At 38.9% G+C, this 12,375-nt stretch carries 13 protein-coding genes; 7 read left to right on the forward strand and 6 right to left on the reverse strand.

Annotated features, from left to right (window positions below):
- Window positions 1-56 precede the first annotated feature (56 nt).
- Entirely contained in the window at window positions 57-785 is a 729-nt protein-coding gene (locus GPDM_RS10325) for a tryptophan-rich sensory protein (RefSeq protein ID WP_008431165.1), read from the reverse strand.
- A 193-nt stretch (window positions 786-978) separates the two neighbouring features.
- On the opposite strand from GPDM_RS10325, the gene GPDM_RS10330 reads away from it, so the two are divergent.
- The 3 genes from GPDM_RS10330 to GPDM_RS10340 all read left to right on the forward strand — a co-directional run bounded on the left by GPDM_RS10330 (window position 979) and on the right by GPDM_RS10340 (window position 3,896).
- Window positions 979-2,778: a M3 family oligoendopeptidase gene (locus tag GPDM_RS10330; RefSeq protein WP_008431167.1), complete on the forward strand. Its 1,800-nt coding sequence runs from the start codon at window positions 979-981 to the stop codon at window positions 2,776-2,778.
- A 1-nt stretch (window position 2,779) separates the two neighbouring features.
- Complete coding sequence (locus tag GPDM_RS10335; protein WP_008431168.1) at window positions 2,780-3,328, forward strand: GNAT family N-acetyltransferase; 549 nt, start codon at window positions 2,780-2,782, stop codon at window positions 3,326-3,328.
- 85 nt (window positions 3,329-3,413) lie between these two features.
- Entirely contained in the window at window positions 3,414-3,896 is a 483-nt protein-coding gene (locus tag GPDM_RS10340) for a DinB family protein (protein ID WP_008431170.1), read from the forward strand.
- A gap of 7 nt (window positions 3,897-3,903) precedes the next feature.
- On the opposite strand, the gene GPDM_RS10345 is transcribed toward GPDM_RS10340, so the two are convergent.
- The 4 genes from GPDM_RS10345 to GPDM_RS10355 all read right to left on the reverse strand — a co-directional run bounded on the left by GPDM_RS10345 (window position 3,904) and on the right by GPDM_RS10355 (window position 7,344).
- Window positions 3,904-4,470, reverse strand: a complete 567-nt coding sequence (locus GPDM_RS10345; RefSeq protein ID WP_008431171.1) for a beta-class carbonic anhydrase — start codon at window positions 4,468-4,470, stop codon at window positions 3,904-3,906.
- A gap of 238 nt (window positions 4,471-4,708) precedes the next feature.
- Complete coding sequence (mreBH, locus tag GPDM_RS10350; RefSeq protein ID WP_008431172.1) at window positions 4,709-5,716, reverse strand: rod-share determining protein MreBH; 1,008 nt, start codon at window positions 5,714-5,716, stop codon at window positions 4,709-4,711.
- 169 nt (window positions 5,717-5,885) lie between these two features.
- Entirely contained in the window at window positions 5,886-6,026 is a 141-nt protein-coding gene (locus GPDM_RS16745) for a hypothetical protein (protein ID WP_008431175.1), read from the reverse strand.
- An 85-nt stretch (window positions 6,027-6,111) separates the two neighbouring features.
- Window positions 6,112-7,344 carry an aminopeptidase gene (locus tag GPDM_RS10355; protein ID WP_008431177.1) on the reverse strand — a complete coding sequence of 411 codons (1,233 nt, stop codon included), beginning with the start codon at window positions 7,342-7,344 and terminating at the stop codon, window positions 6,112-6,114.
- 148 nt (window positions 7,345-7,492) lie between these two features.
- Between GPDM_RS10355 and GPDM_RS10360 the strand changes: the two genes are divergently transcribed.
- From GPDM_RS10360 to GPDM_RS10375, 4 genes are all read left to right on the forward strand, one after another.
- The gene (locus GPDM_RS10360; protein WP_008431178.1) at window positions 7,493-8,584 is read left to right on the forward strand and encodes a carbohydrate kinase; all 1,092 of its coding nucleotides are present in this window, start codon (window positions 7,493-7,495) and stop codon (window positions 8,582-8,584) included.
- Complete coding sequence (locus tag GPDM_RS10365) at window positions 8,584-9,495, forward strand: pseudouridine-5'-phosphate glycosidase (RefSeq protein WP_008431179.1); 912 nt, start codon at window positions 8,584-8,586, stop codon at window positions 9,493-9,495. Before GPDM_RS10360 ends, GPDM_RS10365 begins: the two co-directional genes overlap by 1 nt.
- A gap of 111 nt (window positions 9,496-9,606) precedes the next feature.
- A complete protein-coding gene (locus GPDM_RS10370) occupies window positions 9,607-10,914 on the forward strand; it encodes an FAD-dependent oxidoreductase (protein WP_008431181.1) in 1,308 nt (435 codons plus the stop codon).
- Window positions 10,911-11,897 (forward strand): class I SAM-dependent methyltransferase, encoded by a 987-nt coding sequence (locus GPDM_RS10375; RefSeq protein WP_008431182.1) that lies wholly within the window; start codon window positions 10,911-10,913, stop codon window positions 11,895-11,897. Before GPDM_RS10370 ends, GPDM_RS10375 begins: the two co-directional genes overlap by 4 nt.
- Window positions 11,898-12,101: 204 nt before the next feature.
- On the opposite strand, the gene GPDM_RS10380 is transcribed toward GPDM_RS10375, so the two are convergent.
- On the reverse strand, window positions 12,102-12,323 hold the full coding sequence (locus GPDM_RS10380; protein WP_008431183.1) for a DUF1128 domain-containing protein: 222 nt from the start codon (window positions 12,321-12,323) through the stop codon (window positions 12,102-12,104).
- Window positions 12,324-12,375 lie beyond the last annotated feature (52 nt).

The raw sequence follows: 12,375 nt of genomic DNA on the forward strand, positions 1-12,375 counted from the left end.
CATTCCAACTTAAAAAACCTGTCGACAACTCGAGTTACGAGATTGTCGGCAGGTTTTTAATTTGTTGGTGTTCTTTTTTTAATAAGCAAAATGCCTGTTAAAATTACGCCACTTAAGAATAGAGAGGCAGTAGTAACTAACATTTCACCAGTTCCATGTTTAATTGCGATTCCGATAAAAGCCCAAATAAAAACTAATGCATAAGGAATGTCCATATGATGAAAACGTATATGCAAAGCAAGGGCAGTCGCGATGGTCAGCATAATGACTGTCCATAACTGATCACTCAGTCCCCATCCGTTCCAATTATAATAAGTTAAAACAAAACTGATATTAGCTATAGTTGCTACGCTGATCCAACCCATATTAATCGAAATTGGCAGACGTTCAGTAAACGATTTTTCTGAGTTTCCATATTGCAAGTAAAGGAAGATTAAGGCGATTAAATAGCCAAGCATGGCAACAATTGATGTGGCAAAAAACTCATAATGCCATAAAAGCAGCCAACTGATGTTGAACACGCAACTTAACGTGAACGTTAAGGCTATCATATATGAAGGGGTCTGTCCTTTTCGTAAACGTACCCAGAACGCGATAATCCAAACAGCTAGCAAAAGGTAGATAATGCTCCAAATTGAAAATACGTAACCGGCAGGCGTAAACAGAACCAAAAGTCGATTAGACACTTCACCTGTAGTTTGGCCATTCAATGGCAAGGTGTTTGCCAAAGTATTCATAACAATTACAGCAATAAATGCAATTGTCATCAGTAAAACACGGATCATACGAAATCCCTCCCTTACTTTAGTATACCTGCCACAGTTTCAATCAACAATTAACCTTTTCCAAATAAATCCCTAAAAATGTCGATAAGGTGAAGTGTTATAGAAATGAAGGGAATAATATTCCAGTATCGGAATAAAAAATGATATACTAATAAGTGTTTTTAGAAAATTTAGTTTACCAGGAGGCATAATCATGACAGTTAATTATCCGGAAACGTGGGATTTGGATACGCTATTTTCAGGCGGCAGCGAATCTCAAGAATTGCGGCTACATATGAACCAAGCAGTAACGATGCTTACTGAATTTGAAAAGCTGGTTCAAAAATTTAAAGTGCCAACTGTAAAAGAAGATGCTCAAAATGTATATGACTTGTTAGAAAAAATGAGTGAAGTAATGAGACATTTAAGCCAATCAGGTGCTTTTATCGGCTGTTTGATGGCACAGAATACACAAGATAAAAAAGCGGGGATTTTAGAAAGTGAAGCAGCTTCACTTTCAGCTCGTTTCCAAAATTCTTTTCAGAAAATCCAACAAGATTTAACAAAGACAGAAGACGCGGTATGGAGTGAGCTATTGAATGAAGATCTTTTACGTAAATTTACATTTGTCTTGAATGAATGGCGGGAAGAAGCAAAACAATTACTTTCAGAAAAAGAAGAAAGCATGATTACAGCTTTAAGTACGGATGGGTATCATGGGTGGAGCCAATTATACGATATGCTCGTAGGCGAAATTAAGGTCACAGTAACGGTTGACGGAGAAACGAAATCATTATCAGTAGGACAAGCAAACAACTTAAGTTCTCATAAAGATTCGGCTGTGCGCAAAGAATCGTATGAAAAGCTAGAAGAAGCTTGGACCGAAAAGGAAGAGTTTTTTGCAAAAACGCTAAATTCTATTGGAGGATTCCGCCTCGAAATTTACAAAAAACGTGGATGGGAAAATGTATTGCAAGAGCCGTTGCATATTAATCGCATGAAACAAGAAACATTGGATGCAATGTGGGGAGCAATTAGTAAAAACAAACAACCTTTCGTTGATTACTTAACTAAAAAAGCAGAACTGCTTGGCAAAGATGGTTTGGATTGGTATGACGTGGATGCACCGGTAACTGAAAGTACGCAGCAATTCTCTTATCAAGAAGGAGCGGAATTTATCTTAACGCAATTTAGTAAATTCGGGCCTGAATTAGAATACTTTGCAAAACAAGCATTTGAAAAAGGATGGATTGAAGCGGAAGATCGTCCAAATAAAAGACCAGGTGGATTTTGTACAGGATTGCCGTTAAGTGAAGAGTCACGTATTTTCATGACTTATAGTGGCTCTATGTCAAATGTGGCAACACTCGCCCATGAACTCGGCCACGCATTTCATTCTTACGCACTGCGTCCAGTTCATTCGTTAAACCGCTCGTACGCAATGAACGTAGCAGAAACAGCCTCTACATTTGCCGAAATGATCGTTGCAGATGCTGCAGTAAAAAATGCTCAGTCAAAAGAAGAAAAAATTGCCTTGCTAGAAGACAAAGTTCAGCGAAGCGTCGCATTCTTCATGAACATCCATTCACGTTTCCTTTTTGAAACGCGATTTTATGAAGAACGTAAAAAAGGTGTTGTTCCTGCAGCACGTCTAAATGAATTGATGGAACAAGCTCAAGAAGAAGGGTTTGCGGGAGGTTTATCTTCAACACATCCACATTTCTGGGCATCTAAACTTCATTTTTATATTACGCAAGTTCCATTTTATAACTTTCCGTATACGTTTGGGTATTTGTTCTCGTTAAGTGTGTATGCAAAAGCTTTAGAAACAGGGAGCAGCTTTGAAGAAAAATACATGGCTCTACTTCGTGATACAGCAGTAATGTCGGCAGAAGACTTGGCGATGAAACATTTGGGAGAAGATATTACACAACAGGCGTTCTGGGAAAAAGGAATTGCTTTGTGTGTCCAAGATGCCAAGGAATTCATTTCACTGACATCTGCTGAGGCTTAAGATGAACTTGCTTTTTGAGGGGCAGACTTGTTATCTGCGCAGTTTAGCAGTTGAAGATGCAGAAGAAATGGTGCAATTGTTATTGCGAAATCGGGGGTATTGGTCTGTCTACGAACCAAGCCACCGAGATAGCTATTTTACAACAGCCGTTCAACGGGAAAAAATTCGAGAGTCAATTTATCAAGCGAGAGAAAATCGTGAATATAGTGTCGGGATTTTTGAACACAAAACCAATAAACTGATTGGTCATATTTCTGTATATAGCGTGAAACGCATGCCGTTTTTAAGCGCTTTAGTAGGCTATTCAATCGATGAAGCCTATGTCGGTAAAGGAATAGCTACTGAAGCTGTAAAGTTAATGACTGTCTTTGGTTTTGAGCAATTGCGTCTTCACCGAATCGAAGCATATGTTTCACCGGATAATATCGGTTCGATTCGGGTATTAGAGAAAACGGGGTTTCGCCAAGAAGGCTTACTAAAGCAGTTTCTTTATATTAATGGCGAATGGAAAGACCATTACTATTACGCAATGATCGAGCAAGAGTTTTGAAAGGGTAAGGCCACCTATAAAAAATGGTGGAATGAGTTGCATCGTTGGTTTGAATCGTGAGTAATAAGAAAAGAAGGTGAAAAGAATGGATAGAGATAAATTGTTTTCTTATCATAAGTGGGCAACAATCGCTTGTTTGCAACATGTGCAAACTTCAGGTGAGGAATTTTATAGTAAAGAAGGCATTAACTCTTTTGCTTCCATTCAAGAAACAACAGAGCATGTCTTAGGAGTAGAGAAACTTTGGCTACTCCGAATGTCAGGCGTTGCGAATCCAACTTTCGAACATTTTGATGTTGAAACAACAGAAAAAGCAATCGAAGCTTATGAATTGCTTCATGAGGAGATGGAAGTGTTTTTCTCACGCCTCACGGATCAGCAATGGGAAGAAACTCTTCATTACCGGAATATGCGAGGAGATAAATTTTCGACAACAAGAGAAGAAATGTTATTCACTTTTGTTAATCATGCAAGCTATCATAGAGGACAGGTTACATCTTTACTCAGACAATTTGGTAAAGAAGGCATTGCACTCGATTATATCTATTTCCAAAAAGAAAACCGCTGAGAATTTCTCAGCGGTTTTCGTTACCATTGACAACAATATCTAATTTACCAGTTGTTGGGTCAATAACCAGCCCATGAACAGGAACGTTTTTGTCTAATAGTGGATGATGCCGTACCATATTGACACTATGTGCAACACTTTCTGTCACTTCATCAAATCCGCGAAGCCAGCCCTCTAAGTCTACTCCGGAATATTCCATCATTTCAATGGTCTTTTCATCTATTCCTCGCATTTTCATTTTATTAAGAATTTCATTAGGTTTGATCGCAGACATTCCGCAATCATGGTGTCCAATAATGTAAATTTCGTCTGCATTTAATTCGTACACCGCGACAATTAGGCTACGCATGATGCCACCAAAAGGATGATTAATGACAGCCCCAGCACTTTTAACAATTTTTACATCACCATTTTTAAAATTCATTGCTTTTGGCAACATTTCAACAAGTCGTGTATCCATACATGTTAAAATAACAACTTTCTTATCCGGAAATTTAGTAGTCATGTATTCCTCATACTTTTTTTCTTTCACGAACTCTTCGTTGTACTCTAAAATTTGGTCTAGTAAAGCCATTAATTCTCCCCCTTATCGAATGATACTCTATTATTTTAATCTAAATTTATAAGAAATACGAATTACAACAGAAATATTTTTAAAAATCAGGAATATAGTCATCTTTCAATTATTTAGGTTGTTTACAGTTTACTTTCAGAAAAGAAGATTAGAGAGAAGTGTAGTAGGTTAGCTATGAGTATAGGAAAAGAGACTAAAGCAAACCCAGATTCATGGGTTTGCTTTAGTCTCAATGTGTTTACCGTGACATCTTTTCTAATTGCTTGATCATGCCAAGTGATAATCCGGTCCCAATAGCCACAGATTCTAATGGCTGAGGTGCGATATGGACAGGTACTGAAATTTCTTTTGAAAGCCATTCCTGTAGACCTTTTAATAAAGCACCGCCACCAGAAATAACAACCCCTTGGTCCACCATGTCGCCAGATAACTCAGCTGGACAATTTTCCAACGTTGCACGAATGCATTCAAGAATGGCAGATAAAGATTCTTTAAGCGCATCTTGTGTTTCGAGAGAACTTAAAGTAATCGTTTTAGGTAATCCTGTCATAATATCACGTCCACGTATGTCCATCTTTTCAACTTCATGAGAAATCGGTGCATAGCCAATTTCTTTTTTAATGTTCTCAGCGGTACGTTCACCGATTAATACATTGTATTGTTTTCGAACATAATGAATAATGTCTTCATCCATGCGATCGCCAGCTACTTTAACCGTGTTTGATGACACAACTCCACCAAAAGAGATAATGCCAACTTCTGTGGTACCTCCACCAATATCGACAATAACACTTGCAACAGGTTCACTAATTGGCAAATTTGCGCCAATTGCAGCTGCAACAGTTTCTTCAATCAAGTGAACATTTTTCGCACCGCTTTTTTTAACTGCATCGTGAATTTCACGGCGCTCTACCTTGGTCGCCCCGGATGGAGTACAAACCATAACAGTAGGTTTGCGGAAAGCACTACCAAGCTGTTTCAAGGCTCTTTGCATAATGATAGTCAATAATTCTCGCGTGACATCAAAATCTGCGATGACGCCATCTTTTAATGGACGGACAATAAGAATAGAGTCTGGGGCTTTTCCAAGCATTGCTTTTGCTTCGTTACCAATGGCTAAAACTGCACGGGTCTTTGCATCTAGTGCCACCATTGAAGGTTCATTTATAATAATTCCTTTTTCTTTTGTATATACCAATACGTTTGCAGTTCCTAAATCAATGCCAATAGCTGTTGCAGAAAACATACACAAATACCTCCTATAAATAAAGACCTTAACTTGTTAGAATTTTATCATTACCATCATGCAAACAAAAGAGTCCAAGGAACCTAAAGTAAAAAAATGCCTATTTAAAACAAGTTAAATAGCCACCAATATAAAAACCGGCTTCAAAAAAGAAGCCGGTTTTTATCGCTTAATATTTTTTTTCAGGAACTGGATCTACATGCTCAGAATCGTGCGTGTGCAGCTCTTTCCCAAGAAAGTGAAGAAGCGTAAAGAAAAACATGAAAATGACGACCATAAAGCCAAGAACGACAGTGATGTCATAAAACATAATGATAACTCCTCTCTAAACTGTAATTATCAATCTTAAGTATACCCGATTTCGACAGAAAAAATAAGTGTCGAATTATCGATACTTAAAATGCCCAGTTACCACCACGGAAAATAGGTTCACGCGATCCATCTTCTAATATCCCATCAATGTCCATTTCTGAAGAGCCTATCATGAAATCGACGTGAGTAATGCTTTGGTTCAAGCCGTTTTCCAATAGTTCTTCTTGTGACATTGTTTTTCCACCTTCAAGGCAAAATGCATATGCACTACCAATAGCGAAATGATTTGAAGCGTTTTCATCGAACAACGTATTGTAGAATAAAATATTTGAATCTGAAATCGGTGATTGATGAGGAACCAATGCAACTTCTCCTAAGAAGTGTGACCCTTCATCGGTTGCAATTAGTTGTTTCAACACATCTTCACCTTGAGCTGCAGTAGCATCCACAATTTTTCCATCTTTAAATGTAATTTTAAAATCGTCAATAATATTGCCGCCATAGCTTAAAGGTTTCGTGCTTGAAACAAAACCATTTACGCCTGTTTTATAAGGAACAGTGAATACCTCTTCAGTTGGCATATTTGCCATAAAAGTATCGCCTTTTTCGTTGACCGATCCAGCTCCACACCAAAGATGACCTTTCGGAAGGGCTACTTCTAAATCTGTTTTTGGCGATGTGTAATGAAGTTTCGCGTACTTTTTATCGTTCAAGTAATCGACTTTTGTATGCAGTAAGCGGTTATGCTCAGACCATGCCTCAATTGGTTGATCAAGGTCTGCACGAACAGCTTTAAAGATTGCATCCCAAAGTGCGTCAACTTGCTGTTCTTTTGGCAACTCAGGAAATACTTTAGCAGCCCAATTTTCTGAAGGAGCTGCAAGAACAGACCAACTAATTTTATCGGATTGTACATACTGACGATACTTGCTCAATGCCTGCCCAGTTGCTTTTTGTGAAGCAGCAATGCGACTTGACTCGATTCCCGATAACAAATCAGGACTTTGTGACATGATACTGATAAATGCAGCACCTTGTTCTGCTAGTTGCTCACGTTCTTGAACTTTCCAAGCAGGAAACTGCGAAAACGAATCTTCTGGTGCTAATTCAAAACGTAGACGAGTAATTGTATCGTCAGTCCAATCTACATACACTTGTTTAGCTCCTGTTTCATAAGCTTTTTGTGTAAGTAAACGTACAAATGGAGCGGAATCGATGGCAGCAGCAATATAAAGTTGCTGACCTGGTTGAATATTTACTCCCACTTTAATAGCTAGTTCTGCATAGTAGGTTAATTTCTCATTAAAAGACGTCAAATAAATCTCTCCTCTCATCTCTTCTATAGTAGCAATTTTCAGTCACAGCCTGCAATGATTTATAACAGTCTTTCAAATAAATTATTTCTCTTGTAATAATAATTATAAAAGTTTATAATTAAACAAAAGTTTAAGCGGGGGTGTTGAAATGAATCAGAAAGAAGTGGAAGTTCTAGAATTGATCCGGCGAAACCCATATTTGTCCCAACAAGAAATGGCGGAACGGTTAAATATGTCTAGGCCTTCACTTGCTAACTTTATCTCAAATTTAATGCGCCAAGGTAAAATATTGGGACGTGCTTATGTATTGCCAGAAGAAAAAACCGTTATCTGCATTGGCGGGGCCAATGTTGATAGGAAATTTCTTATGCAGCAGCCTGCACAAATGGGCACCTCAAATCCTGCATCTGTTTCTGGCAGTGTTGGTGGAGTTGCAAGAAACGTAGCCGAAAACTTAGGGCGACTAGGCAATTCTGTTAAATTACTGTCCATTGTTGGAAATGACCCAGAGTGGGAACTAATCGAAGCTGCATCAAGTTCTTTTATGTCAACAGAACTTACTAAAGCGATCGAAGGTCTTTCTACCGGAACGTACACAGCTATTTTGGAACCTGATGGCGAAATGGTAATAGCAATGGCAGATATGAAAATTTATGATTTTATGACCCCAGCATACTTGTCGAAAAATGAAAGTGCTTTATTGGCTGCTGCTTTTCTTGTAATCGATTTAAACTGTCCACGTGATACGGTAGAATATGTACGCAAAATTGCTTTAGCTAACAAGATTCCGTTAGCGGTTATACCGGTCTCTGCTCCAAAGATGAACCATTTAAGCGATGATTTATCGGGGGTCAGTTGGTTGATTTTAAATCGCGATGAAGCAAGTAAATATTTACAACTGTCCATTGATTCAACAGAAGAGTGGCATCAAGCCGTGCAACAACTAGTAGAACGTGGAGCAGAATCAGTTGTTATCACAGGCGGGAAAGATGGCGCTTTAGCGGGAGACTCCACAGGCACTAAACATTACCCTTCGATACAAGTCGGTCACGTAGCTGATGTTACAGGCGCAGGAGATGCATTTTCGAGTGCAATCGTTCATAGCATATTAGAGAGTCAAGACTTAGACACCGCAATTCGAGCAGGAATGATCAATGCGGCAAAAACATTAGAAAGCAATTCGACTGTTCGTCATGAACTGACAGCAGTACAACTACAAAAAGAACTGGAGGAATTATAATGAACACAATGATTTCGTATTCAACAGAAGTACAACAGGCACTAGAGGGCAAAAAACCAATCGTAGCACTTGAGTCAACAATTATCTCACATGGTATGCCTTATCCGCAGAACGTAGAAACGGCTCGTATCGTAGAGCAAATTATTCGTGACAATGGTGCAGTCCCTGCCACTATTGCGATTATGGATGGAAAAATAAAAATTGGTTTATCTGAAGAGGAATTAGAATTGCTTGGAAACACTTCATCTGTTTCTAAAGTTTCAAGAAGAGATATCGGCCAAGTAATTGCAACAAAACAACTGGGAGCAACAACTGTTGCAGCAACGATGATTTGCGCAGAACTAGCAGGTATTCGCGTTTTCGCTACAGGTGGAATCGGCGGGGTACACAGAGGCGCAGAAACAACGATGGATATTTCAGCCGATCTCGAAGAGCTATCAACTACTGGAGTGGCTGTTGTATGTGCCGGAGCAAAATCAATCTTGGATATCGGTTTAACAATGGAATACCTTGAAACAAAAGGGGTACCGGTTATCGGTTACCAAACAGATGTTATGCCAGCATTTTATACTCGTTCTAGTAATTTTGAGTTAACGTACCGTACAGAAACCGCAGATGAGTTAGCTAAAGTGCTAAAAGCAAAATGGGATTTAGGAATTGATGGTGGGGCAGTTATTGCAAACCCTATTCCAGCAGAACATGCGCTAGAAGAGTCATTCATTAATGGCATTATTGACCAAGCCATGACCGAAGCTAATGACAATGGCATTTCAGGAAAAGAAGTTACACCCTTCCTTTTGGGTAAAGTAAAAGAATTGACTGAAGGAAAAAGTTTAGTAGCTAATATCGAGTTAGTGAAACATAATGCAAAAGTAGGAGCGGAACTCGCTGTAGCTTATAACAAACTTTAAGGAAAATTTGTGAAAAGAAGTCCATTCGTGGACTTCTTTTTTTTGTTTAGAGTATGAAGTGGTTTTTAATCTCTTGAATTTAGGGTAAAGAGGAGCAAGGGGTTGAGGTAGATGAAAACAGATGTATTCATTGGCGGAGGTGGGATTGGTGGATTGACGCTTGCTTTAAAGTTGGCACAACGAGGCGTCCAAGTGATTCTTGCCGAGCGAATGGCTGCAAAAGCACCTACTTATAAAGGCGAACTTCTGCAACCAAAAAGTATGCAGGTTTTTGATGAACTTGGAGTTTTTGAGCAAATATGCAATCGCTCAAACGAAATTAAAGTATTAGACATGCTCGAACTTTCCAGCTCACTGCAAGTAAAGGACCAATCGTTCATGGATTACAATGTGCTGCCAGGAAAGTACAATGCAGCATACATGATGCATCATGAAGAATTAAAATCGGTAATTTTAAATGCAGCATGTGAATATGATAATTTCAAGTATTTAAAAGGTACGGCTTGCAAAGGCTACGGATATAAAACAGCTGTGCTTCAAAAAGGAACTGAGAAATTTGAAGTAGAAGCCGAGTTTTTCTTTGGGGCGGAAGGGCGCTCATCGGTTACACGTAAAGCAATGGATGTAGAGGTAAAGCAAACCACTTACAATCATCATTTTTTAACGGTTACTTTTCCACGAGCAAAAGATTTTACAGATGGCAAAATCATTTCTACATATAATCGATTTTTAGGTCTTTTCCCTCTGCCAGATGACCAAGTCCGCAGTGTGTATTTAATCCCACCAGGTGATTACAAGCAATTAAAAGAAAAACCAATCAGTCATTTTCATAAACTTTATACCGACTTAGCGCCCATTGTAGATGGGTATGTGCAGCAACTAAGCGATTGGAAAAAAATCCAATTGATGATTCCTGTTATGTATCACGCCAATTCATATGTAAAAGGCAACAAAGCAATTATTGGAGATGCGTGTCATGCTGTTCATCCGATGGCAGGAGAAGGGATGAATATGGCGATACAAGATGCCGATATTTTAGGAGAATTAGCAGCAGATATGTTCGAACAGAAAAAAATGCATGCAAGTAATTTGAAATGGTATGAAAATGTACGCTATAAACGTGCTGATCATGTCATTCAATTGAGTCATTTAGCAGCTTTAGCCTATTCGTTTCCATTTAAACCGGTGAGCTATATACGTCAGCGGACATTTGAACGTATGGAAGAAGATCCAATTCTCCATTTTAAACAAATGTTGAATGTTTCGGGTCTTGGGATGTGGAAAGAAAATGTTCGTGATCGATTTATTCAAGGGGGCATAATGCCTGTACGTATGAAAGAGTTGCCAAAAGATCGAAAAGAATTAAAGTACTATACACCGGAAGATGACTATCCATGGAAAACGGAGGGACTCAAATGATTGATGTGATGAAGATGTTTAAAGCGAGAATGTATATGAAGCGGAACCAGCCTTTTTTGTATAGCTGGCATGCTTATGTTGGGTACGAATTGGACTTATTTAAAGCGTTTGAGCGTCCAATGACAAAATGGGACGTGGCAGATGCTCTTCAACTTGACGAAGATTTATTAAACCAATGGGTCAGTGTAGGCGTATCGATTGGACATTTGAAAGAAGCAGGCAGAGAACGCTATAAAACGTGGAATGCTTGGAAATTGCCGAAACCAAAAGGTAATAACTCCTCAGGTGTCCTGTTAAAAGAAATGATGGAATTGCATATCCCCACGCTATTAAGTTATCCTGACATGATGCGTAAGCAAGAGCGTCTGCATTACGATGAAGAAAAACACGCACCAACCGTAGCGGAAACAAGTCGATTGTTGGAAGTTTTGGCTCTTCCTAAAATTTCAAAACGTTTAAAACAAACAGAAGCAGCATCAGTATTGGATATCGGTTGTGGTGAAGGAGGTTATATTAAAAAACTGGCTGAACGTTTCCCAAAAACGCATTTCACTGGAATTGAGATTAGCCCTTCTGTTACAGAAGTCGCGAAGAAACTAACAAAAGACAATAAAAACGTTTCAATTGAAAATGCAGATCTGTGGAAATATAAACCTGATCAACCTCAAGACATGGTCATGATGAACAACGTAATTCACTATATCGATCTCGAGAAACGTCAAGAACTTTTTAATGAATTGGCCAGCTGGGTTAAAGAGAATGGCATGTTGTCGATAATAACACCTATTGCCGGAGACAGTGACAGCCCACCCTTCGCCAATGTCTTTAATAGCTTTTTCTCATCGTTCGATAATTTGTATCGCTTGCCTGAACGTGAAGAATTAGCCAAATGGGGAGAGCAAGCAGGACTTGAATTACTAAGCATCCAAACGGTTATAAAAGAAGGCGGTTGGTATGTTGTGCATTATGAAAAGAAAAGCTGAAACGACCGTTTTGCTCCGACAGGCATAAGATGAACTTCTGAAGCGGCGTTTTTTGCCGCGCAGGAAGGGCAGTTTATGACCCGAGGAGCAGGTCGTTGAAGCTGGCCAAAGAAAAGCTGAAGAAGCCGTTAAGGTTCGACAGGCATAAGACGAAAATCGAAAAAATACCTTGAAGGCGATTGCCTTCAAGGTATTTTTGGTGTGTTATTTACGTAATGAGCCAAGTTCAGTGGCAATGGCTTGCATTTCACTTGTACTAAATTTGTCGCGAGTTGCGACCATTTGGTATAAGTCGTGTAGATCTTCATATTGAGAAGCATTGAAATGTTCAGCTTTCATTGCATCAACATTAACCATACGCAATTTTGCTTTTATTTCTTCAATCATAAAGCTGACGTTTTCCGGAGAAGGTGTAGATAAGTCCATGATAAGTTCCTGCCTTTCAGGTGAGTATACTTTATCATTTCATTATTCAAAT

This window comes from Planococcus donghaensis MPA1U2 (assembly GCF_000189395.1).
In the GTDB taxonomy this organism is placed as follows: domain Bacteria; phylum Bacillota; class Bacilli; order Bacillales_A; family Planococcaceae; genus Planococcus; species Planococcus donghaensis_B.

Excerpts from the sequence above, each read along its gene's own strand:
- GPDM_RS10325 (WP_008431165.1), bottom strand. The coding sequence starts at position 785 with ATGATCCGTGTTTTACTGATGACAATTGCATTTATTGCTGTAATTGTT.
- GPDM_RS10330 (WP_008431167.1), top strand. The coding sequence starts at position 979 with ATGACAGTTAATTATCCGGAAACGTGGGATTTGGATACGCTATTTTCA.
- GPDM_RS10335 (WP_008431168.1), top strand. The coding sequence starts at position 2,780 with ATGAACTTGCTTTTTGAGGGGCAGACTTGTTATCTGCGCAGTTTAGCA.
- GPDM_RS10340 (WP_008431170.1), top strand. The coding sequence starts at position 3,414 with ATGGATAGAGATAAATTGTTTTCTTATCATAAGTGGGCAACAATCGCT.
- GPDM_RS10345 (WP_008431171.1), bottom strand. The coding sequence starts at position 4,470 with ATGGCTTTACTAGACCAAATTTTAGAGTACAACGAAGAGTTCGTGAAA.
- mreBH (WP_008431172.1), bottom strand. The coding sequence starts at position 5,716 with ATGTTTTCTGCAACAGCTATTGGCATTGATTTAGGAACTGCAAACGTA.
- GPDM_RS16745 (WP_008431175.1), bottom strand. The coding sequence starts at position 6,026 with ATGTTTTATGACATCACTGTCGTTCTTGGCTTTATGGTCGTCATTTTC.
- GPDM_RS10360 (WP_008431178.1), top strand. The coding sequence starts at position 7,493 with ATGAATCAGAAAGAAGTGGAAGTTCTAGAATTGATCCGGCGAAACCCA.
- GPDM_RS10365 (WP_008431179.1), top strand. The coding sequence starts at position 8,584 with ATGAACACAATGATTTCGTATTCAACAGAAGTACAACAGGCACTAGAG.
- GPDM_RS10370 (WP_008431181.1), top strand. The coding sequence starts at position 9,607 with ATGAAAACAGATGTATTCATTGGCGGAGGTGGGATTGGTGGATTGACG.
- GPDM_RS10375 (WP_008431182.1), top strand. The coding sequence starts at position 10,911 with ATGATTGATGTGATGAAGATGTTTAAAGCGAGAATGTATATGAAGCGG.
- GPDM_RS10380 (WP_008431183.1), bottom strand. The coding sequence starts at position 12,323 with ATGGACTTATCTACACCTTCTCCGGAAAACGTCAGCTTTATGATTGAA.